Source organism: Klenkia terrae, assembly GCF_900491935.1.
In the GTDB taxonomy this organism is placed as follows: domain Bacteria; phylum Actinomycetota; class Actinomycetes; order Mycobacteriales; family Geodermatophilaceae; genus Klenkia; species Klenkia terrae.
Map to the genome: position 1 here is coordinate 4,471,818 of NZ_UEXK01000004.1, position 24,099 is coordinate 4,495,916.

Consider the following 24,099-nt stretch of genomic DNA (forward strand, 5'->3'; position numbering starts at 1 on the left):
CGAGCGCGGCGCGCTGTCGTACGGCGTGGATACAGTGGCGCGACGGAAGCCCCCTGACGTGTGCGGAGGTGCGTGGTGGGTTCTCTCGGCCCTGACGAGTTCCGAGCGCGACGTGAGCGTGACGTCGCCTCGCTGGTGAGCCAGATCAGCTACCTCGAGGAGGAGATCGGCCTCCTGCGGCGCAAGGTGTCCGACAGCCCCCGCCAGGTGCGGGCGCTGGAGGAGCGGGTGGCGGAGGCCGAGGGCCGGGTGGCCTTCCTCTCCGAGCGCAACGACAAGCTGACCGACACCCTGCGGGGTGCCCGTGACCAGCTCGTCCAGCTCAAGGAGGAGATCGACCGGCTCGGCCAGCCCCCGTCGGGCTACGGCGTGTTCCTCGGCCGCTTCGAGGACGGCACGGTCGACGTGTTCACCGGTGGCCGCAAGCTGCGGGTGTCGGTCTCCCCGGCGGTCGACGGCGAGTCGCTGCAGTACGGCCAGGAGCTCATGCTCAACGAGGCGATGAACGTCGTGGAGGCCCGCGGCTTCGAGCGGTCCGGCGACGTGGTGACCCTGAAGGAGCTGCTGGAGCCGATCGAGGGCCAGCCGCACCGCGCGCTGGTCGTCGGGCACACCGACGAGGAGCGCATCGTCCAGCTCGCGGACTCCCTGACCGACCAGAAGCTGCGCAGCGGTGACTCGCTGCTGCTGGAGCCCCGGTCGGGCTTCGTCTACGAGCGGATCCCGAAGAGCGAGGTCGAGGAGCTCATCCTCGAGGAGGTCCCCGACATCGACTACGGCGACATCGGTGGCCTGTCCCGGCAGATCGAGCAGATCCGGGACGCCGTCGAGATGCCGTTCCTGCACAAGGACCTGTTCAAGACCTACGAGCTGCGCCCCCCCAAGGGCATCCTGCTGTACGGCCCGCCCGGGTGCGGCAAGACGCTGATCGCCAAGGCGGTCGCCAACTCCCTGGCCAAGCAGATCGCCGTCGCCCACGGTGCCGAGGAGGCGACCCGCGCGCGGTCCTACTTCCTCAACATCAAGGGCCCCGAGCTGCTGAACAAGTACGTGGGGGAGACCGAGCGGCACATCCGGCTGGTCTTCCAGCGGGCCCGCGAGAAGGCCAGCGAGGGCGCTCCCGTCATCGTGTTCTTCGACGAGATGGACTCGATCTTCCGCACCCGCGGCACCGGGGTGAGCTCCGACGTGGAGTCCACGATCGTCCCGCAGCTGCTCAGCGAGATCGACGGCGTCGAGGGCCTGGAGAACGTCATCGTCATCGGCGCCTCCAACCGCGAGGACATGATCGACCCGGCGATCCTGCGGCCGGGCCGGCTCGACGTGAAGATCAAGATCGAGCGGCCGGACGCCGAGGCCGCGCGGGACATCTTCACCAAGTACCTGACCACGACGCTGCCCATCCACAGCGACGACCTGGCCGAGCACGGCGGCAGCCGCGAGGCGACCATCGCCGGGATGATCCAGTCCACCGTCGAGCGGATGTACACCGAGACCGAGGAGAACCGCTTCCTCGAGGTGACCTACGCCAACGGGGACAAGGAGGTCCTGTACTTCAAGGACTTCAACTCCGGCGCCATGCTGCAGAACATCGTCGACCGCGCCAAGAAGATGGCCATCAAGGACCACCTGGAGACCGGTGGGCACGGGCTGCGGGTCGGGCACCTCATGGCGGCCTGCGTGGACGAGTTCAAGGAGAACGAGGACCTCCCGAACACGACCAACCCCGACGACTGGGCCCGGATCTCGGGCAAGAAGGGCGAGCGGATCGTCTACATCCGCACGCTCATCAGCGGCAAGGGCAGCGAGTCGGGCCGGGCGATCGACACGGCGACCAACACCGGTCAGTACCTGTAGTCCGGTGCGGAGGGCGGTGCTGGCGGTCGGGGCCGCCCTCCTGCTGGCGGGGTGCACGTCGGTCGTCGACGGCACCGCCAGCCCGGCGTCGGTGGCCGCGCCGACGCCGGGGGACGACCCCCTGGTCGACGCCCCGGCGGTCGGCACCTGCCACGACATCGAGAACTCCTACTCACCGCTGGAGATCCCGCCGGTCGTCGGGTGCGACGAGGAGCACACCGGGGAGACCGCACTGGTGCAGGACACGGGCCTGCCGCTGGAGGCGGAGTACCCGACCGAGGACGGCATCGACGACGGCTACCTCGGCGACGTCTGGGACGAGGTCTGCAGCTACGACACCGTGCAGGACTACCTGCAGGGACGGATCGGGGACCAGGCGTACGCCAGCTACACGAAGGTGCTGCCGACCGAGGAGCAGTGGGCCCTCGGTGCGCGCTGGGTGGCCTGCGACGTCACCTACGGGTACCTGGAGCCCGAGCCGGCACCCGGGCGGATGGCCGGGGCCCTGCGGTCCGGCGAGACCGCGCCCTACCGCGCCTGCCTGACCGGCGATGCCCAGGACAACGACGTGGTCGCCTGCTCCGAACCGCACTGGGCCGAGCAGATCTCCGGCTCGCCCGACGTCCCCGAGGGCACCCCGTTCCCGGCCGACCAGGCCGCGCGGGCCCCGATCGCGGCGCAGTGCCTGCCGAACGCGGTCGACTACCTGGACGGGCCGCTGCCGGCCGACGTGGCCGTGGACATCACCACCGAGGACGCCGACGACTGGGAGGGCTACCCCTTCGCCACCTGCGTCCTGGTGCCCGCGGCCGGCGGCACGACCGACACCAGCTTCCGGGATTGATGCGTCCTCATATGGTTGCCGCATGAGCGTGCGGCGGGTCATGGGCACCGAGTTGGAGTACGGCATCTCGGTGCCGGGGCAGCCGGGGGCGAACCCCACCACCTTGTCCAGCCAGGTGGTGAACGCCTGGGCACCGGCCGAGGCCGCGGCGCGTCGTCGTCCGCGCTGGGACTTCGAGGAGGAGAACCCGCTGCGCGACGCCCGAGGGTTCGACCTGTCGCCGGCCCGGGCGCTGGACCACAACGACCCCGACGAGGACCCGGGGATGGCCAACGTCGTCCTCACCAACGGGGCGCGGCTGTACGTGGACCACGCGCACCCGGAGTACTCGACGCCCGAGGTCACCAGCCCGCGCGACATCGTGCTGTGGGACAAGGCAGGGGAGCGGGTGATGGCCGAGGCGTCCATCCGGGCCGCCCGTGTGCCCGGCAGCGTGCCGATCCAGCTCTACAAGAACAACACCGACGGCAAGGGCCAGTCCTACGGGGCGCACGAGAACTACCTGATGGACCGCCGGACGCCGTTCCTGGACATCATCCGGGGCTTGGTGCCCTTCTTCGTGACCCGCCAGGTGTTCGCCGGCGCCGGTCGGGTCGGCATCGGCACCGACGGGCGGACGCAGGGCTTCCAGCTGTCCCAGCGCGCGGACTTCTTCGAGGTCGAGGTGGGTCTGGAGACCACGCTGAAGCGGCCGATCATCAACACCCGCGACGAGCCGCACGCCACCCCGGAGGAGTACCGCCGGCTGCACGTGATCATCGGCGACGCGAACCTCGCCGAGTGGTCGACCTACCTGAAGGTGGGGACGACGTCGCTGGTCCTGGCCATGATCGAGGCCAAGGCCCTGACGTCGGACCTCGCCGTCGAGGAGCCGGTCGCCGAGCTGCAGGCGGTCAGCCACGACGCGACCCTGACCCACCGGCTGCGCCTGCGGGACGGCCGGCGGCTCACCGCGCTGGAGATGCAGCAGGACTTCCTGGCCCAGGCCCGGGCCTACGTCGCCCGGACCGGCGACCAGGACCCGCAGACCCACGACGTGCTGGCCAAGTGGGGCGAGGTGCTCGACGACCTGGCGATCGACCCGATGCGCTGCGCCGACCGCCTGGACTGGCCGGCCAAGCTCCGACTGCTGCAGGGCTACCGGAAGCGCGACGGGCTCGAGTGGGGCGACGCGCGGCTGGCCCTGGTCGACCTGCAGTACTCCGACATCCGGCCCGACAAGGGCCTGTACCAGCGCCTGGTCGCCCGCGGCTCGATGCAGCGCCTGGTCACCGAGGACGAGGTGACCGCGGCGATGACCACCCCGCCGTCGGACACCCGCGCCTACTTCCGCGGGGAGTGCCTGCGCCGGTACCCCGCGCAGGTGGCCGCCGCGTCGTGGGACTCGGTGGTGTTCGACCTCGGCCGGGAGAACCTGGTGCGGGTGCCCACGATGGAGCCGCTGCGGGGGACCCGGGAGCACGTCGGTGCCCTGTTCGACCGGGTCGGCAGCGCCCAGGAGCTGGTCGACACCATTACGGGGAGCTGACGGTGGCGTCGCCGGAGGCCCCGGTCCCGCGACGGCCCCGGCGCGCCAGCACGCGGACGGTCCGCCCCGAGGACGTCGGCGCCCTGGTGCGGGTGCTCTCGGCCCTGCAGGTGCACCTGCTGTCGGGGGACCTGCCGGTGCAGCTGACCACCTCGCTGTCCCGGCACCTGGCCACCGCGGGCCTGCTGGCGCCCGGGGCCACCCCCGCCGAGCTGCTGCTGGCCCTGGACGACCTGGCCGGCCGGCTGCGGTCGGGCGGGACGCAGCCCGAGGTGTCCGGGGAGACCCGGCACCTGGTGGGCTTCACGACCCGCGAGCAGGCCGACGCGTTCGCCGCGGGTGCCGCGCGCCGGGCCGGCGACGAGGTCGAGGGGCCGGTCCCCGCGGACGCCGACCGGTGGGTGGGCGACGTGCAGTGGCAGGTGACCGTCCGGGTGGTCGAGCCGCCGATGTCCCCTGCCTTCGACGCCCGGATCGCCGGGCTGCACGCCCTCGCCGACGCGCACGCCGGTCACCTCGGCGGCTGGGAAGCCTGAGCGGTTCCTGTCATACCGTCCGGGTAGCTTGCGCAGCAGGGCACGACGACGCACTCGAGCTGGAGGATCAGATGGCCACCAGGGACACCGGCGGGCAGCAGAAGGCGACCCGGTCGCGCGAGGAGACCGACGAGGTCGAGGCCTCCGTCGACGCGGAGGGCACCGAGCGCCGCGAGCAGATGAGCGAGGACGTCGACTCGATCCTCGACGAGATCGACGGCGTCCTCGAGTCCAACGCCGAGGAATTTGTTCGCTCGTACGTACAAAAAGGGGGGGAGTAGACGGTTTCGTTCCGCATCTCGGCGGGTCAAGGTGGCAGACGCCAAGCATTGCCCGGACTGCGGTGAGCTGCGGCCGACGTCGGAGTTCACCCGGAACAGGGCGCAGATGGACGGGCTGGCGTTCTACTGCAGACGGCATGCACAGGAACGGCACCTGGCCGCCCGCCGGGCAAGAGAAGGACCTCCTCGGCGCCGTCACGCAGTCGGCGTCGACGTACCGGCCGGGCACAAGTGGTGCCCTGACTGCAGCGAGGTGAAGCCCCTCGATGAGTTCCCACGATCGGCACGGACCACGACCGGGCGGTACTCGTACTGCAAGCCGTGCCACGGTGTTCGCGGTCAGGCAAGCCTGGACAAGGTCGGAGGATCCCGCACCTACCACCTGAAGCGCAGGTACGGGATCACCGCGGTCGAGGCCGACGCGATGCTCGCGGCCCAGGGCGGGCTGTGCGCGATCTGCCGCGTGGCCCCGGCGGCGCACGTGGACCACGACCACGCCACGAACGCGGTCCGCGAGCTGCTGTGCTTCAACTGCAACGGCGGACTCGGCCAGTTCCGCGACGACCCGGCCGTGCTGCTGGCCGCCGTCGACTACCTGAAGAAGCACGCGGTCGGTCCGGGCGCGGGGGAGCAGCCCCCGGCGGCGGGCTGCACCACGACGCCGCGACTAGGGTCGGAGCGACGAGACCGACGGGGTCCACGACCCGGTCGGCGACGGACGGACCGCCCCGCACCGGGGCAGGCCGCAGAGCATCGGTCCGGCCCGCACGGGCCGGCGGAGGAGGCGCACGGGTGAGCGATCAGATCGCCGGACGGAGCGGGTTCACCCCCGCCTACCTGGACCGCGTGGGGTCATCGTTCACCGACTTCCTCGGGACCGTGGCCCCCGACCTGCTTCCCGGCCGCCGGCCGGTGCCCGCGGTCCCGATGGGCGACATGGCCCCGCACGGCACCACGATCGTCGCGGCCACCTTCGACGGCGGCGTCCTGATGGGCGGTGACCGGCGGGCCACGATGGGCAACCTGATCTCCAGCCGGGACATCGAGAAGGTCTACGCCGCCGACTCCTGGTCGGTCATCGGCATCGCCGGCGCGGCCGGCATCGCGATCGAGATGGTCCGGCTGTACCAGGTCGAGCTCGAGCACTACGAGAAGATCGAGGGGATGGTGCTGTCCCTCGACGGCAAGGCCAACCGGCTGGCCGCGATGATCCGCGGCAACCTTGGCGCGGCCATGCAGGGCCTCGCCGTGGTCCCGCTGTTCGCCGGCTACGACCTGGACGCCGCCGAGGGCGTCAGCCCTGGCCGCATCTTCAGCTACGACGTCACCGGCGGGAACTACGAGGAGCGCGGGTACGCCTCCGTGGGCTCCGGCTCGCTGTTCGCCCGCAGCTCGCTGAAGAAGACCTGGCGGCCCGGGCTGTCCGCCGACGCCGCCACCCGCAGCCTCGTCGAGGCGCTCTACGACGCCGCCGACGACGACTCCGCCACCGGGGGACCGGACAGCGTCCGCCGCCTCTACCCGATCCTGTACCGGATCGACGCCGAGGGCGCGGTCCGGCTGACCGACGACGAGGTCGCCGAGATCGCCGCCTCCATCACCGCCGACCGGTCCGCCGGCGCCGCGAACCGGGAGGCCTGAGCCATGACCATGCCCTACTACGCCTCCGCCGAGCAGGTCATGCGCGACCGCTCGGAGTACGCCCGCAAGGGCATCTCCCGCGGTCGCAGCGTCGCCGTGCTCACCTGCGCGGACGGCGTCCTGCTCATCGCCGAGAACCCCAGCTCCACGCTGCACAAGGTCGGCGAGATCTACGACCGGATCGGCTTCGCCGCCGTCGGCCGGTACTCGGAGTTCGAGAGCCTGCGGGTGGCCGGCGTCCGGCTGGCCGACGTCCGCGGCTACTCCTACAACCGGCGCGACGTGACCGGCCGGGTGGTGGCCAACGCCTATGCCCAGACCCTCGGCTCCATCTTCACCGAGCAGATGAAGCCCTTCGAGGTCGAGCTGTGCGTGGCCGAGGTCGGCACGACCGCCGAGGCCGACCAGCTCTACCGGCTAACCTTCGACGGCTCCGTGGTCGACGAGCCGGACTTCGTGGTGATGGGCGGCCAGGCCGAGGCGGTCACCACCCACCTGCGGGAGAACTTCCGGTCCGGCCTGCCGCTGCGCGAGGCCCTGGCGGTCGGTGTCGCTGCCCTGTCGGCGGTCAGCGCCTCCACCCAGGCCAACGGCGGCGCGCACACGACGCTGCCGGCGGAGCAGCTGGAGGTCGCCGTCCTCGACCGCGTGCGGCCCAAGCGGACGTTCCGCCGGGTCACGGGCGCGGCCCTGCGCGCCCTCCTGGCCGACGACGCAGCGCCCGCAGCCGAGACAACCCCCGATGCCGCCGAGGGCGACGGNGGTCTCGATGCCGAAGATCCTGCGGTCCACGATCCGAGCCTAGGCCGATGTACCGGACACCGCGGGCGGGACGGCCGGCGATCCCGACGCGGCGCCCGGAACATCGGCCTAGGCTCGGATCGTGGACCGCAGGATCTTCGGCATCGAGACCGAGTACGGCGTCACGTGCACCTTCGAGGGCCAGCGCCGGCTGTCGCCCGACGAGGTCGCGCGCTACCTCTTCCGCCGGGTGGTGTCCTGGGGCCGGAGCTCCAACGTGTTCCTGCGCAACGGCGCCCGGCTGTACCTCGACGTGGGCAGCCACCCCGAGTACGCCACCGCCGAGTGCGACGACCTCACCGAGCTCGTGGTCCACGACAAGGCCGGTGAGCGGATCCTCGAGGGCCTGCTGATCGACGCCGAGCAGCGGCTGGCCGACGAGGGCGTCAACGGCGACATCTACCTGTTCAAGAACAACACCGACTCCGCCGGCAACAGCTACGGCTGCCACGAGAACTACCTGGTCGGCCGGCAGGGCGAGTTCTCCCGGCTGGCCGACGTGCTCATCCCGTTCCTGGTCACCCGGCAGATCGTCTGCGGCGCCGGCAAGGTGCTGCAGACCCCGCGCGGGGCGGTCTACTGCGTCAGCCAGCGGGCCGAGCACATCTGGGAGGGCGTCTCCTCGGCGACCACCCGGTCCCGGCCGATCATCAACACCCGCGACGAGCCGCACGCCGACGCCGAGCGCTACCGCCGGCTGCACGTCATCGTCGGCGACTCGAACATGAGCGAGACGACCACGCTGCTCAAGGTGGCCATCACCGACCTGGTGCTGCGGATGATCGAGGACGGCGTCCCGATCCGGGACATGACGTTGGAGAACCCGATCCGGGCGATCCGCGAGATCAGCCACGACCTCACCGGCCGGCGCAAGGTCCGGCTGTCCAGCGGCCGCGAGATGTCGGCCCTGGAGATCCAGACCGAGTACCACGACCGGGCCGCCGAGTACGTGGACCGCGAGGGCCTCGGCCCGGTGCACCGGCAGATGCTCGAGCTGTGGGGCCGCACCCTCAAGGCCGTCGACACCGGGGACCACTCCCTGATCGACCGCGAGGTCGACTGGGCGATCAAGCAGTCGCTCATCGAGCGGTACCGGGCCAAGCACGACATGTCGCTGTCCGCCCCGCGGATCGCTCAGCTCGACCTGGCCTACCACGACATCCGCCGCGGTCGGGGCCTCTACTACCTGCTCGAGCGGGCCGGGCAGGTCGACCGGGTCACCCACGACCCCCGCGTCTTCGAGGCGAAGAACGTGCCGCCGCAGACCACCCGGGCCAAGCTGCGCGGTGAGTTCATCCGCAAGGCGCAGGACAAGCGACGCGACTTCACCGTCGACTGGGTGCACCTCAAGCTCAACGACCAGGCCCAGCGCACCGTGCTGTGCAAGGACCCGTTCAAGTCCGTCGACGAGCGGGTCGAGAAGCTCATCAACTCGATGTGACGCGGGTCGGTCGGGTCACCCGATCGACCCGGTCAGGCGGTCAGGACGTTCGACCAGCCCGGCGGCGTACCGGCCGGCGCAGGCCGCAGCGAGGAAGTAGGCGTGGTCGGCGTCCAGGCCACGCCCCATGGTCGACAGCCCGACCGGGGAGGCGCGCAGCGCGTCGTCCAGACCCTCGACCTCGACCTCGACCACAGGGTTGCGGTCGGGCTGCCCGGCCAGGTCCTCGGTGACCTGGCGGGCCAGCTCGGGTGACAGACCCGAGGCCGGCACCGGCAGCGTCACCCCGGCCAGGGCCACCCGGCCGAACGCGGTCAGCGAGTGGTGGGACACCCCGCGGTGCCGGGGGCGCGGGTCGGCGTCGGAGATCCGCAGCGCACCGACCGACCGGCCGCCCAGCACGTGCGCGGCGTTGCAGGCCTCCCCGGCGGCGACGCCGGAGAAGCCCCAGGGCGTCCCGGTGCCCAGGTTGCCCGGGCCCTGCGCCACGACCGCGACGTCCGCGGCCAGCACGTGCCGGGCGGCCAGCAGGGCGGTGTGCACGGTGACCGCCTCCAGGTCGCCGCCGAACGCCTGGCCCGCGGTGACCACGCCGGCCAGCGAGGCACCCAGTCCGTCCAGCGTCCGGGAGAAGGCCGCGGGCAGCGCGCCGCCGTCGGTCATCACGTAGGCCACCCGCAGCTCCGGCGCGGTCGCCCGGACGCCGGCGAGGACGGCGGGCAGCGCGGAGTGCAGGTCGGCCACCACCACCGGCATCCCGCCGACGTCCTCGGCCTCGGCGATGACGGCGTGGTGCGGGGTCTCCTGCTCGTCGACGCCCTGCACGGTCACCTGCAGCCCGGTGTACCGGCCCTTGACCAGGTGCCCGGGCCCGGTCGGGTCGGCCGGCAGCCGGCCCGGGAAGGCCACGACCAGCGCGTAGCCACCGGTGCCCAGCCGCTGTGCCCAGGCCGTGGTGTTCAGCAGCACCGCATCGCCGACCTGCGGGGTGCCGACCACCGAGGGGTGGGCCAGCGCCCGCAGCTCCCCGTCGCCGAGGACCTCGACCTGCAGCTCCAGGGAGTCCCGCCAGGTGCGGCCCAGCGCGGTCACCGTCCCGCGCCGCCAGCGGATCCGGGACTCGGGCACCTGAGGGCTGCTCACCGGTCCCAACCTAGGGGACGCACTAGCCTGGGAGCCGTGTCGGCCAAGCGTGCGGAGAGACTGGTCAACCTGGTCTTCGCCCTGCTGGGCACGCGGCAGTTCGTCACCGCCGAGAAGATCCGCAGCACCGTGCCCGGGTACGAGCCCGCCGACGGTTCCGAGCGGGCCGACGAGGCGTTCAAGCGCATGTTCGAGCGCGACAAGGCCGACCTGCGCGAGCTCGGCGTCCCGCTGGAGACCGGCCGCACCAGCGCGTTCGACCTGGACGACGGCTACCGGATCGCCCGCTCGGCCTACGAGCTCCCCGAGATCACCCTGACCGGCGACGAGGCCGCCGCGGTCGGGCTGGCCCTGCGGCTGTGGCAGTCAGCGCAGCTGGGCGGGGCGGCGCAGGGTGCGCTGGTCAAGCTGCGCGCGGCCGGGGTCGACGTGGACGGCGCCGGTGCGCTGCCGCTGCAGCCACGGCTGGACGGCGGCGAGCCCGCCTTCGACGCCTGCTACACCGCCGCCCGCGACCGGCGGCTGCTGACCTTCACCTACACCCGCCCGGACGAGGACACCGGCGTCCGCCGTCGGGTGCAGCCGTGGGGCGTCGTCTCCTGGCACGGCCGCTGGTACCTGGTCGGCCACGACCTGGACCGCGAGGGCACCCGGGTGTTCCGCTTGTCCCGGGTCACCGGCACGCCGCGCGCGAGCGGCCCGGTCGACGCGTTCACCCCGCCGGGCGAGCTGGACCTGGCCGCGGTCGTGGCCCGACAGGTCGGCCGGCCCGAGCACGTCGTCGTCCTCACCGCGCGGCCGGGCACCGCCGTCGGCCTGCGCCGCCGGGCCGCCGCGCTCGGCCCGGACGCCGCCGGCGACGACCGCCTGGAGCTGCGCACCACGGAGCTCTGGGCCCTGGCCGACGAGATCGCCGCGCACGGCGCCGACGTCCTGGTGGAGTCCCCGCCCGAGCTGCGCTCGGCCGTCGTCGAGCGGCTGACCCGGCTGGCGGCGGGCGCATGAGCGCCCCGACGACGGACCGGATGACCCGGCTGCTGGCCCTGCTGCCCTACCTCGAGGCCCGACCCGGCGGGGTGCTGCTGGCCGACGCGGCCCGCGACTTCGGCGTGACGGAGGCGCAGCTGCGCAAGGACCTGGAGCTGCTGTGGGTCTGCGGGCTGCCCGGGCACGGCCCCGGCGACCTGGTCGACCTGTCCTTCGAGGGCGACCGGGTCCGGGTGACCGACACCGCCGGGCTGGTCCGACCGCTGCGGTTGGCCACCGACGAGGCGGTCGCGCTGGTGGTGGCGCTGCGGGCGCTGCTGGAGGTGCCCGGGCTGGCCGAGACCGACGCGGTCAGCCGCGCCCTGGCCAAGGTGTCCGCCGCGGCCGGGCAGCCCGCCGACCTGGCCGGTGCGGTGACCGTCAGCATCGACGCCCGCGAGCAGACCCTCGCCGTCGTCCGGGAGGCCCTGCAGGCCGGCCGCGCGCTGCACCTGCACTACTACGTGCCCAGCCGGGACCAGCACACCGAACGGACCGTCGACCCGATGCGGCTGCTCCTGGTCGCCGGGCACTGGTACCTGGAGGCCTGGTGCCGCGAGGCCGTGGACACCCGGCTGTTCCGCCTGGACCGGGTGGACGACGTCGCGGTGCTCGACGAGCCCTCGGCGCCGCCGGAGCAGGCCCGGCCGCGCGACCTGGACGACGGCATCTACCAGCCCGGTGCCGACCAGCCGCTGGTCCGGCTCCGGCTCGACCGCAGCGCCCGGTGGGTGGCCGACTACTTCCCGGTCGAGGAGGTCGTCCCGGTCGACGACCCGCCCGGCGGGCTCGCCGTCTCCGTGCGCACCGCCGACCCCGCGTGGGCCCGTCGCCTAGTGGCCTCGCTCGGCGGCGCCGCCCGGGTGGAGGACCCGCCCGAGCTGGCCGAGGAGATCGCGGCCGCGGCACGGGCCGCGCTGGCCCGTTACAGCGACTGAACAGGGCGCACCCAGCCGTTCCGTCGGTGTCCCCGGCTAGGGTCGTGCCGTGCTGCTGCTCATCGTGCTCGGGGTCGTCGTCGTGCTGGCCCTCGTCGTCCTGGGTGCCCTGGGCTTCGGGCTCCTGGGCGCGGCCGGCCGGCTGACCCGCGAGATGGCGGCGCTGCAGCGCGACGTGGCCCCGGTGGCCGCCCAGCTGCGGGCGTCGCTGGCCGCCGCCGCGGCCAGCCGGCAGAAGTCCCCGGACGCGTAGCCTCGACCCCGAATCCGCCCGACCCTCCCGGAGGACCCCGATGAGCCTCGGCCCGCTCGAGATCGGCCTGATCATCCTGGCCATCCTGCTGCTGTTCGGCTACAAGAAGCTGCCCGACGCCTCCCGCTCGCTGGGCCGGTCGATGCGCATCTTCAAGGGTGAGATGAAGGGCATGAAGGACGACGACGTCCGTGCCAAGGACCCCGCCACCACCACCCCGCGCGGTGAGCTGTCCCAGCCGGTGACCCCGGACTACGAGGCCGAGGCGCGCGCGGCCGAGGCACGGGCCGCCGAGGCGCGGGCCCGGGCCGACGCCGGTCGCACGGGGACCACCCCGCTCGACGGCACCCGCTGATCCTCGCCGGCGCCCGACCGTGAGCACCGCCGAGGCGGACCGGCCGCGCGTCCGGCGGCGGAAGCGACCGCCGCGCGACGACGCGGCGACGATGAGCCTGATCGGTCACCTCAAGGAGCTGCGCAACCGGATCGGCATCGCGCTGCTGTTCGTGCTGATCGGCACGGCCATCGCCTTCTGGTGGTACGACCACGGCCTGGGCCAGTTCATCCGGGCCCCGTACTGCTCGATCCCGGCCGACAACCGGCTGGAGTCCGGCTCCGGCTCGGATTGCACGCTGCTGGTGACCGACGTCTTCGGCGGCGCGCTGATCAGGCTGAAGATCGCCTTCATCGCCGGCGTCGTGCTGTCGGCTCCGTTCTGGCTGTGGCAGGTGTGGGCCTTCCTGACGCCGGGTCTGAAGTCGAACGAGAAGCGGTACGGCGTCACCTTCGTGGTCGCCGCCAGCCTGTTGTTCGCCCTCGGGTCCGCCCTGGCCTACATCTCGCTCAAGGCGGGCCTCACGCTGCTCCTGGGCCTGGCCGGGGACAACGTCACGATCGCCCTCACCGCCCAGGACTACATCGGGTTCGTCATCTCGATCCTGCTGGCCTTCGGGGTCTCCTTCGAGGTCCCGCTGGTGGCGGTGGCGCTCAACCTGGTCGGGGTGCTCTCCTACGCCGCGCTGGCCAAGGCCCGCCGGTGGATCTATTTCCTGACCATCGTGTTCGCGGCGTTCATCACGCCCACCCAGGACCCGTTCACGATGCTGCTGATGGCCCTGCCGATGTGCGTGCTGTTCGAGGTGGCCATCCAGATCGCCCGGGTGGTGGACAGGCGACGGGCCCGCCGCGACGGCACGGCCGGGTACGCCGGGCTCGACGACGACGCGGCGTCCCCGCTGGACGCCCGGCCGTCCGCGCTGGACGACCGCCCGTCGGCGCTGGACGACCCGGACCTCTGATCCGTGCAGGTCGCACTGCTGGTCAACGAGGCCGCCGGCCGTGGGCGGGCCCGGTCCGCCGCGGCCGCCGTCACCGCCCGGTTGGCATCGGCCGGCGTCCAGGTCCACCCGCTGGTCGCCCCGGACCGGACGGCGGCTGAGGACGCCGTCCGCACGGTGCGGGAGGACGTCGACGCCGTGGTGGCCCTGGGCGGTGACGGGGTGGCGCACGCCGCGGTCCAGGGGCTGGCCGGCAGCGGCACCCCGCTGGCCGTGCTGCCCGCGGGCACCGGCAACGACCTGGCGCTCGCCCTCGGCATCCCGGCCGACCCGCTGGCCGCCGCCGACGCCGCGGCGCACGACCTGCTGACCGGCGGCGGGCGGCGGATCGACCTGGCGCGCAGCACCAGCGCGGCGGGGGAGCGGTGGTGGGCCACCGTGCTGTGTTGCGGGTTCGACTCGGTGGTCAGCGACCGGGTGAACCGGCTCCGCTGGCCGCGGGGTCCCCGCCGGTACGACCTGGCGATCGCCGTGGAGCTGGCCCGGCTGCGGTCCCGCCGGGTGCGGCTGACCCTGGACGGCGTGCCCGCCGAGCACGAGGTCACGCTCGTCGCGGTGGGCAACACCGCCTGGTACGGCGGCGGCCTGCGGATCTGCCCCGGGGCCGACCCCGGCGACGGCTGGCTGGACATCACCGTCGTCGGTCCGGTGAGCCGCCTCGAGCTGGTCCGCACCCGCCCGCGGTTGGCCGCGGGCACCCACGTCAGCCACCCCGCCGTCCAGGTGCTCCGGGCCCGCGAGCTCCTGGTCGAGCCGGTCGGCGCGGACGCCGAGGCGCTCACCACCTGGGCGGACGGCGAGCCGGTGGGGCCGCTGCCCCAGCGCAGCACGGTCGAGCCAGGCGCCCTCACCGTCCTGGGCACCGGCCGCCGCTGACGGCCCCCGGCAGGACCGGCGCAGCCCTCCTACGGTGGAGGCATGCTCGACACCGGCGACCTCAGCCCTGCCGAGCGGTACGCGGCGTCCCGGCGCCGCGGTCGCTTCCCGCTGCTGTCGGACTTCGTGCTCGACCTCGGGTTCACCCTCGACCCGTTCCAGCAGGAGGCCTGCGAGGCGCTGGAGGGCGGGTCCGGCGTGCTGGTCTGCGCACCCACCGGGGCCGGCAAGACGGTGGTGGGGGAGTTCGCCGTCCACAAGGCGCTGGCCGAGGGCCGCAAGGCGTTCTACACGACCCCGATCAAGGCGTTGTCGAACCAGAAGTTCGCCGACCTGGTCGGCCGGTACGGCCCCGACAAGGTCGGCCTGCTGACCGGGGACAACGCGGTCAACGGCGACGCCCCCGTGGTCGTGATGACCACCGAGGTGCTGCGCAACATGCTCTACGCCGACTCCCCGGCGCTGCGCGGGCTGGGCTACGTGGTCATGGACGAGGTGCACTACCTGGCCGACCGGTTCCGCGGCGCGGTCTGGGAGGAGGTGATCATCCACCTCCCGGACGACGTGGCGCTGGTGTCGCTGTCGGCGACGGTCAGCAACGCGGAGGAGTTCGCCGACTGGCTGGTCACCGTCCGCGGGGACACCCGGGTCGTGGTCAGCGAGGTGCGGCCGATCCCGCTGTGGCAGCACATGCTGGTCGGCGGGCGGATGTTCGACCTGTTCGCGCTGCGACCGGGGGCGCACCTGTCCGGCGACGTCGAGTTGTCCCGGCGAGAGCGGGGCGCGGCGGTCGTCGACCCCGAGCTCGTGCGCTACGTGAAGGAGCAGGAGCGCCGACTCGACTCCTGGCACGGCGGGGCCACCCGGCGCAGCAAGGACCGCTACGAGCACCGGCCCCGCTACACCCCGCCGGCCCGGTCGGAGGTGCTGGCCCGGCTGGACGCCGCCGGTCTGCTGCCGGCGATCACCTTCGTGTTCAGCCGCAAGGGGTGCGACGCCGCGGTCGAGCAGTGCCTGCGGTCCGGCCTGCGGCTCACCGACGAGGCCGAGCGGGCCGCCGTCGCGGAGGTGGTGGACCGGCACACCGGCGCGCTGCACGAGGCCGACCTGCAGGTGCTCGGCTTCTGGGAGTGGCGCGAGGGCCTGCTGGCCGGGCTGGCCGCCCACCACGCCGGCCTGGTGCCCGCGTTCAAGGAGGCCGTCGAGGAGTGCTTCGTGCGCGGCCTGGTCAAGGCCGTGTTCGCCACCGAGACGCTGGCGCTGGGCATCAACATGCCCGCCCGCACGGTGGTGCTGGAGAAGCTGACCAAGTGGAACGGCGAGGCCCACGTCGACGTGACGCCGGGGGAGTACACCCAGCTCACCGGCCGGGCCGGTCGCCGCGGCATCGACGTCGAGGGGCACGCCGCGGTCGTGTGGGCACCGGGCGTGGACCCCGCGGCGGTCGCCGGCCTGGCCAGCACCCGCACGTACCCGCTGCGCTCGTCGTTCCGGCCCAGCTACAACATGGCGGTCAACCTGGTCGGCTCCTACGGCCGGGAGCACGCCCGGGAGCTGCTCGCCTCCTCCTTCGCCCAGTTCCAGACCGACCGGTCCGTGGTCGGCCTGGCCCGGCAGGCCGCCCGCGGCGAGGAGGACGCCGCCCGCCTCGAGGCCGCCGTCCCCACCGGGAAGGGCGACGTCGCCGGGTACGCCCGGCTGCGGGCCGAGATCGCCGACCGGGAGAAGGAGCTGGCCCGGGACACCCAGGCCCGCCGCCGGCGGGAGGCCGCCGAGACGTTGCTGGCGCTGCGACCGGGCGACGTCATCCGGGTGCCCTCGGGACGGCGGCAGGGGCTGGCCGTCGTCCTGGACCCGGGCATCACCGAGCTGGCCGACCCCCGGCCGCTCGTGCTCACCGAGGACAAGTGGGCCGGCCGACTGGGCCCGCTGGACTTCCCGAGCCCGGTGGACGCCCTCGCCCGGCTCCGGGTGCCCAAGAACTTCAACCACCGCAGCCCGCACGCCCGCCGCGACCTGGCCGCGGTGCTCCGCGACACCCGCGCCGAGCTGGGGCTGGGGGCCCGCAAGACCCGGATCCGGTCCGGCGCCGACGACGATCCGGTGCTGGTGGACCTGCGGCACGCCCTGCGCCGGCACCCGGTGCACCAGCTGCCCGACCGCGAGGAGCTGGTCCGCAGCGCCCAGATGTGGCTCAGCGCCCGCCGGGACGCCGAGCGGGTGCGGGCGCAGGTCGCCGAGCGGACCGGGTCGCTGACCCGTCAGTTCGACCGCACCTGCGACGTGCTGGAGGAGCTGGGCTACCTGCGCCCGGACGCGCCGTCGGCGGCCGACGAGAGCAGCCCCGGCCCGCACCCGGCGGCCGAGGCGCCGGTGGTGACCACGGCCGGGCGGCAGCTGTCCCGGATCTGGTCCGAGGCCGACCTGCTGACCGCCGAGTGCCTGCGGGCCGGGGTGTTCACCGGCCTGGACGCTCCCGGGCTCGTGGCCTGCGCCAGCGCGCTGGTGTTCGAGGCGCGCCGGGATTCGCCCAGCCAGCCGGCGGTGCCCTCGGGCCCGGTGTCCGCGGCCCTGGTCGCCATGCGACGGGTGCACGCCGAGCTGCACGCGGTGGAGACCGCGCACGGGGTCCGCCCGAGCCGGGACCTCGACCTGGGCTTCGCGCAGGCGGCCTACCGCTGGGCCGAGGGCCAGTCGCTGGACCGGGTGCTGGCGGAGGCCGAGCGGGTGGGCACCGAGCTGTCCGGCGGTGACTTCGTCCGCTGGGCCCGCCAGCTGGTCGACCTGCTCGACCAGCTGGCCAAGGTCACCGACGGCGCGCTGGCCCGGACGGCGCGGACGGCGGTCGAGCGGGTCCGCCGCGGTGTCGTCGCGGTGGCGGTGAGCGGCTGAGCGATATCGCCGGGGGACGCCGCGGGCGCGGCGGCGGCGCTCCGAGTGGGGCCGTCGACCGGGGTGGTGGACAATCGGCGCGGCCCGCTGCCGGGACCCCCGGGGTCCGGCCCGCCACGACGAGGGAGCACCGATGCCCATCCCGCCGCAGGGTGGCGACCACCAGGACCCCGACCGCACCCAGGGTGCCGACGGTCCGGACGCGGCTCCCGGTGCCGACAGCACCCGGATGATCCCGCTGCGCCAGCCCGACGGGTCCGGCGCGTCGGGCAGCTCCGGGTGGGGGCAGCAGGCCAGTGGTCAGCAGGCAGGTCCTCAGCAGGCCGGAGGTCAGGGCGCCGACGCGCAGCCCGCCGCCGGGTCGTGGGGGCAGTCGACGCCCCGGCCCGCCGCGGAGCAGGACCAGCCGACCCCGCCGTCGTCGAGCCCGCAGCCCGGCCAGCAGCAGGGTGCGTCGCCGTCCTGGGGCCAGGCCCCGCAGGGCGGCTACGGCCAGCAGGGGAGCCAGCTGTACGGCCAGGGCGCCGCCGGTCAGCCGCAGTACGGCCAGCAGCCCGGCCAGCAGTACGGGCAGGGCGGCTACGGCCAGCAAGGGGGCCAGCAGGGGGGCCAGCAGCAGTACGGCCAGCCCGGCGCCGGCGGGTACGGCCAGCAGGGCGGCTCGCCGTCCTACGGCCAGCCCGGCTACGGCCAGCAGCCCGGCCAGTACGGCCAGGGCGGTCAGCAGCAGCCCGGCCAGTACGGTCAGGGCGGTCCCGGCCAGCAGTACGGCCAGCAGGCGGGGCAGTACGGGCAGGGCGGGGCCGGTCAGCAGCAGTACGGCCAGCAGCCCGGCCAGTACGGGCAGCCGGGTGCGGGGCAGCAGTACGGCCAGCCCGGCGGCTTCGGCCAGCCGCCGGCGCGGCCGGCCAAGCCCAAGCGCACCGGTCTGATCGTCGGGCTCGTGGTGCTCGGTCTGCTGGTGATCGCCGCGGCGATCGTGCTGCCCATGGTGCTGGGGAGCAAGACCCTCGACCCGCAGGCGGTCCAGCGCGACGTGGCGGCCCAGTTCGAGGAGCGCGAGAACGTCTCCGTCGACCTGACCTGCGACGAGGACATGACCGTCGAGACGGGGGCGACCTACACCTGCGAGGGCACCACCGGCGAGGACGAGGACGTCACCATCACCATCCGCGTCACCGACGACGACGGCGCCTACGAGTGGTCCGAGTGAGGCAGGCCCCCGCTCAGGGGGCCAGGTAGCCCGGCCACTGCAGCGCCGCGCCCAGCCGGGCGATCGAGTTCTGCAGGCCGTGCCGCTCGGCCAGCTCGGCGAGCGCGTCGTGGTCGGCGGGGGAGCGGGGCAGGTCGCCGTCCACGGCCGGCATGTCGATGTCCTTGACCACCTCGACGACGGCCGGGGCGGCGTCGAGGTAGGCGGCCGACTCGTGCAGCTTGCGCAGCACGGACGCCGTCAGCGGGGCCTTCGGGACGGCGGTGTGGGCCACCGCCTCCCGGATCCCGGCCAGCGACCCGAACGCGGTGATCAGCGCCGCGGCGGTCTTGTCGCCGACTCCCTTGACGCCGGGTAGGCCGTCGCTGGGGTCCCCGCGGAGCACCGCGAAGTCGGCGTAGGCCTTGCCCGGTACGCCGTACTTGGCGGCGACGGCGCCCTCGTCGACCAGGTCGAGGTCGCCGATGCCGCCGCGGGCGGTGTACAGCACCCGCACGCCGCGGGCGTCGTCCACCAGCTGGAACAGGTCGCGGTCGCCGGTGACGATGTCCACCGGACCGCGGGCGCGGGTGGCCAGGGTGCCGATGACGTCGTCGGCCTCGTAGCCCGGCGCCCCGACCCGGGCCAGCCCGGTGGCCGCGAGCACCTCGATGAGCACGGGCACCTGCGGGCCGAGCTCGTCGGGGACCTCCTCGCCGCCCTCGGGTGCCTGCCGGTGCGCCTTGTAGGAGGGCACGGCGTCGGTCCGGAAGGCCGGGCGCCAGTCGTCGTCCCAGCAGGCGACGAACCGGTCGGGCCGGTGCGCGACGACCAGCCGGGCGGACATGTCGAGGAACCCGCGCACGGCGTTGATCGGCCGGCCGTCGGGTGCGGTCACCGTGGTGGGGACGCCGTAGAAGGCCCGGAAGTACAGGCTCGCCGCGTCCAGGAGCATCGTCGTCACGTCCGGGACGGTAACGGCCCGGCAACGACCGGGCGGAACTGTCGGTGTCCCTGGCTAGTCTGCGCCTGTGCGCACCCCCAGCGACCTCGCCGTCCCCGCCGACCTCGGGGGCTGAGCCGGTGGCCGCCGAACCGCTGGACAAGCTCGAGCCCCGGGCCGACGTCGACCGCGCCCTGCTGGCCGCGCTGGCCCGGGACGGGCGGGCGAGCTACACCGAGCTGGCCACCCAGGTGGGCCTGTCGGTGTCCGCGGTGCACCAGCGGGTCCGCCGGCTCGAGCAGCGCGGGGTCATCACCGGGTACTCGGCGCGGGTGGAGGCCAAGGCGGTCGGCCTGCCGATGGTCGCGTTCGTCTCGATCACCCCCATCGACGTCGCCCAGCCCGACGACGCCCCCGCCCGGCTGGCGCACCTCACCGCGATCGAGGCCTGCCACTCCGTCGCCGGGCCCGACAGCTACATGCTCAAGGTGCGGGTGGCCTCCCCGGACGCGCTGGAGGGCCTGCTCGCCGAGATCCGGGCCGCCGCCAACGTCACCACCCGGACCACGGTCGTGCTCACCACCTTCTACGAGGACCGGCCGCCGGTCTGAGCTCCCTGGACGTCACCGCGTTCTACGCCGACTGGTCGGCCGCCGACCTGCCGGCGATGGTGGCCCGGCTGCACCCGCAGGTGGACTGGCCCGAGCCGTGGTCCGGCGGTCGGCTGCGCGGCCCCGCCGCGGTCGCCGGCCACCTCGCCGACCAGCGCCGGGACGTGCGGTTCACCGTCGTCCCGCTGCACGTGGTGCAGACCCACCAGGCAGCGGTCGTGACGGTGCACCAGGTGGTGCGCGACGCCGACGGGGACCCGCTGTCGGACACCACCGTGCTGCACACCCTGACGCTGGACGACGGCCTGGTCCGCCGGCTGGACGTCGGCGAGCCGCCACCCTGAGCAGGAGTTCGTCCACAGCCCGGCCCGGCACATCGACAGCCTGCCGAACGTGTGTTCGACTGGGTGCATGCGATGGGATGCCCAGCGGCTGGACCTGGTGGAGCCCGAGGTGCTGCCCGGGCTGCCCACGGTGGCCGGTCTGCTGCGCAGCCTGCAGGTGCCGGAGTTCCCCGGCCTGACCCTGCACGAGGTCCGCGCGAAGTCGGCGCTGAACAAGGTGCCCGAGGATTCCGCGATGCCGTTCGCCTACACGGTCAACACCTTCCGGGGCTGCTCGCACGCGTGTGTGTACTGCCTGGAGGGCGACACGGCGGTGCTGATGGCGGACGGGCGTACGCGCCGCATCGCCGACCTGCGGGTGGGGGACCAGATCATCGGGACCGAGGTGGTCGGCTCCTACCGTCGCTACGTCGCCACCGACGTCCGGGCGCACTGGAGCACCCGGAAGCTCGGGTACACGGTGAGGCTCCAGGACGGGACCGAGTTGGTGGCCAGCGGCGATCACCGGTTCCTCACCGGCCGCGGCTGGAAGCACGTCACCGGGACGACAGCCGGCCGCGACCGGCGGCCGCACCTGACGACGAACGACTCGATGCTCGGCTTCGGGAAGACCTCCGAGACGCCCAAGGCCACCGACGGGTACCGGCGGGGATACCTCACCGGGATGGTGCGGGGCGATGCCGACCTCAAGCGCTACGCGACGACCAGGCGCAACGGCCAGCGCGGCGTCCTGCACCGCTTCCGGCTCGCCCTGGCCGACGTCGAGGCCCTGGACCGCTCCCAGCAGATGCTGGCCGAGGAGGGCATCCGCACCGACCGCTTCGACTTCAGCCCACAGACCGAGGTGCGCCAGGCCATCACCGCGATCCGGACGCAGCGACGGGGTGACTTCGAGCGGATCACGGAGCTCGTCGCCTGGCCGGAGCGGCTCACCGACGAGTGGCGGCGAGGATTCCTCGCCGGCGTCTTCGACGCCGAGGGCTCCCGGAGCGCGGGCATCCTGAGGATCGCCAACTGCGACGAGGAGATGCTCAGCCGGACCGAGGAGGCGTTCTCGGCCTTCGGGTTCGACACCGTGCGCGAGGACAGGCACCGGCCGGGCGGGTTGCAGTACGTCCGTCTCCGCGGAGGGCTCCGCGAGCACATGCGGTTCATCCACCTGGTCGACCCGGCCATCCGGCGCAAGTGCGCCGTCGCCGGCATCGCCATCACGAGCGACGCCGACCTCCGGGTGGCCTCGGTCGAGCCGACCGGCGTCGAGATGCCGATGTACGACATCACCACGGGCACCGGGGACTTCATCGCCAACGGCGTCGTGAGCCACAACTGCTTCGCCCGCAAGACCCACGAGTGGCTCGAGCTGGACAGCGGGGCGGACTTCGACCAGGAGATCGTGGTCAAGACCAACATCGCCGACGTGCTGCGCCGGGAGCTCTCCCGGCCGTCCTGGAAGCGGGAGCACGTCGCGCTGGGCACCAACACCGACCCCTACCAGCGGGCCGAGGGCCGCTACCGGCTGATGCCGGGGGTGATCGAGGCGCTGGCCCGCTCGGGCACCCCGTTCTCGATCCTCACCAAGGGCACGCTGGCCCGCCGCGACCTGCCGCTGCTGGCCGCGGCGAGCAAGGACGTACCGATCGGCATGGGCGTCTCGCTGGCCATCTGGGACGACGACCTGCACCGCTCGCTGGAACCCGGCGTCCCCACCCCGCGGGCGCGGCTGGAGCTGGTCCGGCAGATCGTGGACGCCGGACTGCCCTGCGGGGTCTTCCTGGCCCCGGTGCTGCCCGGGCTGACCGACCAGCGCGAGCACCTGGAGAAGGCGATCGCGGCGGTGGCCGCGGCCGGCGCCACCGGGGTCACCGTCGTGCCGCTGCACCTGCGGCCCGGTGCCCGCGAGTGGTTCACCGCGTGGCTGTCCCGGGAGCACCCCCGGCTGGTCAGCCGGTACAAGTCGCTCTACGGCCGCGGTGCCTACCTGCCCGCGGAGTACCGCGACTGGCTGTCGGCCCGGGTCGCCCCGCTGCTGGCTGCCCACGGGCTGGACCGGCACGGCGGGGGAGCGGCCCGCGGCATCGGCGGGCTGCCCGGCGACGAGACGGCGTCCTTCCCGTTCGGGTCGCTGCCCGGTCCGGCCGTCGTCGTCGAGCCCGTGGACCGGCCCGAGCAGCTGTCGCTGTGCTGACCGGGGATCCGGGGCCGCCGGCGGTTAGGGTCCGGCCATGACCACGGCCAGCTGGCGCGACGTCGTCCGCCGCGACCTCTTCGGACCCTCCCCGGACCCGCGCGACCGGCCCTACCGGTTCGTCGTCCGGATGGGTCTGGCCGTGCTGCGGCTGTTCGGCTTCCGGTTCGACGTCCGCGGCACCGAGCACCTGCCGGCAGCCGGCGGCGCGGTGATCGCCAGCAACCACGTGAGCTACTTCGACTTCATCTACCTCGAGTACGTCGCGCTGCCGCAGCACCGGATGGTCCGGTTCATGGCCAAGGCCTCGGTGTTCGGCAACCGGTTCGCCGGTCCGTTCATGCGGGCCATGCAGCACATCCCGGTCGACCGCACCGCCGGCGCCGCCGCCTTCGACGTCGCCGTCCGGGCGCTGAAGGACGGCCAGGTGGTCGGGGTCTTCCCCGAGGCCACCATCTCCAGCTCCTTCACCGTCAAGGAGCTCAAGGCCGGCGCCGCCCGGATGGCCGTGCAGGCCGGGGTGCCGATCATCCCGGCCGCCGTCTGGGGCGGGCACCGGGTGGCCACCAAGAACCACAAGGTGGTGCTGCGCCGCGGGGTGCCCGTCACCGTCCTCCTGGGCGAGCCGCTGGTGCCGGCGCCGGGGGAGAAGCCGCAGGCCCTGCTGCGCCGCACGCAGGCGGCGATGGAGCAGCTGCTCGACGAGGCTCAGCGCAGCTACCCCGACGTCCCCGCCGGCGACGACGACCGGTGGTGGCAGCCCGCCCACCTCGGCGGCACCGCGCCCACCCCCGCGGAGGCGCACGAGCTGGACATCCACGACGTGCGCGGCACCGCGGTGAAGGTGCAGCGCACCCCGCTGCAGAAGGTCCGGTACCTGCTGGCCCCGCTGGTCAGTCGACGACGTCGGGGGCGCTGAGCCGGAAGGCCTCGCACTCCACGCCGTACCAGCGGGTGGTGCGGCCCAGCGGGTCCATCCCCAGCCGCCGGCAGACCGCGACCGACCGCTCGTTGCCGGGCCGGACCACCGCGTACACCTCGGGCAGCCCGTCCTCGAAGGCCCGCTGCACCACGCCGCCGGCCGCCTCGGTCGCGTACCCGCGGCCCCAGCTGTCCGGGTGCAGGTGCCAGCCGACCTCGAACTCACCCACCCCGTTCGGCAGCGGCTTGAGCAGCAGCGTGCCGGCCACCGGACCGCCGTCCAGCGGCTGCACCGCCCAGCAACCGGCCCGCCCGTCGGCGGCGTGCACCGCGTCCCACCGGCCGACCAGCGCCGCCACCCCGCCCGACGGCGGTCCGGACAGGAAGCGCAGCACCTCGGGGCGGGAGTAGAGGTCCTCGAGCCGGGCCAGGTCGTCGTCCGACGTCGTCCAGGCCCGGATCAGCAGCCGGGGGGTCCGCAGCAGCTCCACCCACCCTGCCTACCCCGG

23 protein-coding genes and 1 pseudogene are annotated in these 24,099 nt (G+C 73.7%); 21 read left to right on the plus strand and 3 right to left on the minus strand.

The features are described 5' to 3' along the window. Positions 1 to 135 precede the first annotated feature (135 nt). The 9 genes and pseudogenes from arc (at position 136) to pafA (ending at position 8,929) form a co-directional block, all read left to right on the plus strand. The gene (arc, locus tag LFA75_RS22135) at positions 136 to 1,857 is read left to right on the plus strand and encodes a proteasome ATPase (protein ID WP_225235741.1); all 1,722 of its coding nucleotides are present in this window, start codon (positions 136 to 138) and stop codon (positions 1,855 to 1,857) included. Positions 1,858 to 1,873: 16 nt separating this feature from the next. Next, on the plus strand, positions 1,874 to 2,701 hold the full coding sequence (locus LFA75_RS22140) for a septum formation family protein (protein WP_263639410.1): 828 nt from the start codon (positions 1,874 to 1,876) through the stop codon (positions 2,699 to 2,701). A gap of 22 nt (positions 2,702 to 2,723) precedes the next feature. Further along, positions 2,724 to 4,229, plus strand: a complete 1,506-nt coding sequence (gene dop, locus LFA75_RS22145; RefSeq protein WP_318250054.1) for a depupylase/deamidase Dop — start codon at positions 2,724 to 2,726, stop codon at positions 4,227 to 4,229. Positions 4,230 to 4,231: 2 nt separating this feature from the next. Then, positions 4,232 to 4,765, plus strand: coding sequence for a ribonuclease E inhibitor RraB (locus LFA75_RS22150; RefSeq protein WP_225235742.1), 534 nt, complete (start codon positions 4,232 to 4,234; stop codon positions 4,763 to 4,765). Positions 4,766 to 4,836: 71 nt separating this feature from the next. Beyond that, positions 4,837 to 5,046: a ubiquitin-like protein Pup gene (locus tag LFA75_RS22155; RefSeq protein WP_225235743.1), complete on the plus strand. Its 210-nt coding sequence runs from the start codon at positions 4,837 to 4,839 to the stop codon at positions 5,044 to 5,046. Positions 5,047 to 5,152: 106 nt separating this feature from the next. Beyond that, positions 5,153 to 5,842, plus strand: a complete 690-nt coding sequence (locus LFA75_RS22160; protein ID WP_225235744.1) for an endonuclease VII domain-containing protein — start codon at positions 5,153 to 5,155, stop codon at positions 5,840 to 5,842. Beyond that, positions 5,839 to 6,687, plus strand: a complete 849-nt coding sequence (gene prcB / locus LFA75_RS22165) for a proteasome subunit beta (protein WP_225235745.1) — start codon at positions 5,839 to 5,841, stop codon at positions 6,685 to 6,687. Before LFA75_RS22160 ends, prcB begins: the two co-directional genes overlap by 4 nt. Positions 6,688 to 6,726: 39 nt before the next feature. Further along, a pseudogene (gene prcA, locus LFA75_RS22170) lies at positions 6,727 to 7,332 on the plus strand (proteasome subunit alpha); the annotation flags it as partial. 238 nt (positions 7,333 to 7,570) lie between these two features. Beyond that, positions 7,571 to 8,929, plus strand: a complete 1,359-nt coding sequence (pafA, locus tag LFA75_RS22175) for a Pup--protein ligase (RefSeq protein ID WP_225235746.1) — start codon at positions 7,571 to 7,573, stop codon at positions 8,927 to 8,929. A gap of 15 nt (positions 8,930 to 8,944) precedes the next feature. Here the strand turns inward: pafA and LFA75_RS22180 are convergent, their stop codons facing one another. Continuing rightward, positions 8,945 to 10,072 carry a DUF3866 family protein gene (locus LFA75_RS22180; RefSeq protein ID WP_225235747.1) on the minus strand — a complete coding sequence of 376 codons (1,128 nt, stop codon included), beginning with the start codon at positions 10,070 to 10,072 and terminating at the stop codon, positions 8,945 to 8,947. Between the two features lie 36 nt (positions 10,073 to 10,108). Here LFA75_RS22180 and LFA75_RS22185 point away from each other — a divergent pair, with 36 nt between their 5' ends. From LFA75_RS22185 to LFA75_RS22220, 8 genes are all read left to right on the plus strand, one after another. Next, positions 10,109 to 11,077: a helix-turn-helix transcriptional regulator gene (locus tag LFA75_RS22185; RefSeq protein WP_225235748.1), complete on the plus strand. Its 969-nt coding sequence runs from the start codon at positions 10,109 to 10,111 to the stop codon at positions 11,075 to 11,077. Further along, complete coding sequence (locus LFA75_RS22190; protein ID WP_225235749.1) at positions 11,074 to 12,036, plus strand: helix-turn-helix transcriptional regulator; 963 nt, start codon at positions 11,074 to 11,076, stop codon at positions 12,034 to 12,036. The genes LFA75_RS22185 and LFA75_RS22190 overlap by 4 nt, the downstream gene beginning before the upstream one ends. A 49-nt stretch (positions 12,037 to 12,085) precedes the next feature. Next, positions 12,086 to 12,289 (plus strand): hypothetical protein, encoded by a 204-nt coding sequence (locus LFA75_RS22195; RefSeq protein ID WP_225235750.1) that lies wholly within the window; start codon positions 12,086 to 12,088, stop codon positions 12,287 to 12,289. A 40-nt stretch (positions 12,290 to 12,329) separates the two neighbouring features. Continuing rightward, positions 12,330 to 12,644, plus strand: coding sequence for a Sec-independent protein translocase subunit TatA (gene tatA, locus LFA75_RS22200; RefSeq protein WP_225235751.1), 315 nt, complete (start codon positions 12,330 to 12,332; stop codon positions 12,642 to 12,644). Between the two features lie 19 nt (positions 12,645 to 12,663). Beyond that, a complete protein-coding gene (tatC, locus tag LFA75_RS22205) occupies positions 12,664 to 13,587 on the plus strand; it encodes a twin-arginine translocase subunit TatC (RefSeq protein ID WP_225235752.1) in 924 nt (307 codons plus the stop codon). Positions 13,588 to 13,590: 3 nt separating this feature from the next. Continuing rightward, complete coding sequence (locus LFA75_RS22210) at positions 13,591 to 14,502, plus strand: diacylglycerol kinase family protein (RefSeq protein ID WP_225235753.1); 912 nt, start codon at positions 13,591 to 13,593, stop codon at positions 14,500 to 14,502. Between the two features lie 42 nt (positions 14,503 to 14,544). Continuing rightward, on the plus strand, positions 14,545 to 17,394 hold the full coding sequence (locus LFA75_RS22215) for a DEAD/DEAH box helicase (RefSeq protein ID WP_225235754.1): 2,850 nt from the start codon (positions 14,545 to 14,547) through the stop codon (positions 17,392 to 17,394). A gap of 133 nt (positions 17,395 to 17,527) precedes the next feature. Then, on the plus strand, positions 17,528 to 18,607 hold the full coding sequence (locus tag LFA75_RS22220) for a DUF4333 domain-containing protein (RefSeq protein WP_225235755.1): 1,080 nt from the start codon (positions 17,528 to 17,530) through the stop codon (positions 18,605 to 18,607). Positions 18,608 to 18,620: 13 nt separating this feature from the next. On the opposite strand, the gene LFA75_RS22225 is transcribed toward LFA75_RS22220, so the two are convergent. Then, positions 18,621 to 19,541 carry a 5'-3' exonuclease gene (locus LFA75_RS22225; RefSeq protein ID WP_225236107.1) on the minus strand — a complete coding sequence of 307 codons (921 nt, stop codon included), beginning with the start codon at positions 19,539 to 19,541 and terminating at the stop codon, positions 18,621 to 18,623. 128 nt (positions 19,542 to 19,669) lie between these two features. Here LFA75_RS22225 and LFA75_RS22230 point away from each other — a divergent pair, with 128 nt between their 5' ends. From LFA75_RS22230 to LFA75_RS22245, 4 genes are all read left to right on the plus strand, one after another. Beyond that, positions 19,670 to 20,140 carry an Lrp/AsnC family transcriptional regulator gene (locus tag LFA75_RS22230; protein ID WP_225235756.1) on the plus strand — a complete coding sequence of 157 codons (471 nt, stop codon included), beginning with the start codon at positions 19,670 to 19,672 and terminating at the stop codon, positions 20,138 to 20,140. A gap of 5 nt (positions 20,141 to 20,145) precedes the next feature. Next, a complete protein-coding gene (locus LFA75_RS22235; RefSeq protein WP_225236108.1) occupies positions 20,146 to 20,484 on the plus strand; it encodes a nuclear transport factor 2 family protein in 339 nt (112 codons plus the stop codon). Between the two features lie 67 nt (positions 20,485 to 20,551). Continuing rightward, positions 20,552 to 22,669, plus strand: a complete 2,118-nt coding sequence (locus LFA75_RS22240; RefSeq protein WP_225235757.1) for an intein-containing Rv2578c family radical SAM protein — start codon at positions 20,552 to 20,554, stop codon at positions 22,667 to 22,669. 37 nt (positions 22,670 to 22,706) lie between these two features. Next, entirely contained in the window at positions 22,707 to 23,588 is an 882-nt protein-coding gene (locus LFA75_RS22245; protein ID WP_225235758.1) for a lysophospholipid acyltransferase family protein, read from the plus strand. Here LFA75_RS22245 and LFA75_RS22250 read toward each other — a convergent pair. Next, on the minus strand, positions 23,563 to 24,081 hold the full coding sequence (locus tag LFA75_RS22250) for a GNAT family N-acetyltransferase (protein ID WP_225235759.1): 519 nt from the start codon (positions 24,079 to 24,081) through the stop codon (positions 23,563 to 23,565). The two genes, LFA75_RS22245 and LFA75_RS22250, sit on opposite strands and share 26 nt — an antisense overlap. Positions 24,082 to 24,099: the final 18 nt, after the last annotated feature.

Coding starts and splice junctions, on each gene's coding strand:
- LFA75_RS22215 (WP_225235754.1), top strand. CDS start 14,545: ATGCTCGACACCGGCGACCTCAGCCCTGCCGAGCGGTACGCGGCGTCC.
- tatA (WP_225235751.1), top strand. CDS start 12,330: ATGAGCCTCGGCCCGCTCGAGATCGGCCTGATCATCCTGGCCATCCTG.
- dop (WP_318250054.1), top strand. CDS start 2,724: ATGAGCGTGCGGCGGGTCATGGGCACCGAGTTGGAGTACGGCATCTCG.
- LFA75_RS22225 (WP_225236107.1), bottom strand. CDS start 19,541: ATGCTCCTGGACGCGGCGAGCCTGTACTTCCGGGCCTTCTACGGCGTC.
- LFA75_RS22240 (WP_225235757.1), top strand. CDS start 20,552: ATGCGATGGGATGCCCAGCGGCTGGACCTGGTGGAGCCCGAGGTGCTG.
- LFA75_RS22155 (WP_225235743.1), top strand. CDS start 4,837: ATGGCCACCAGGGACACCGGCGGGCAGCAGAAGGCGACCCGGTCGCGC.
- LFA75_RS22190 (WP_225235749.1), top strand. CDS start 11,074: ATGAGCGCCCCGACGACGGACCGGATGACCCGGCTGCTGGCCCTGCTG.
- LFA75_RS22220 (WP_225235755.1), top strand. CDS start 17,528: ATGCCCATCCCGCCGCAGGGTGGCGACCACCAGGACCCCGACCGCACC.
- LFA75_RS22245 (WP_225235758.1), top strand. CDS start 22,707: ATGACCACGGCCAGCTGGCGCGACGTCGTCCGCCGCGACCTCTTCGGA.
- LFA75_RS22160 (WP_225235744.1), top strand. CDS start 5,153: ATGGACGGGCTGGCGTTCTACTGCAGACGGCATGCACAGGAACGGCAC.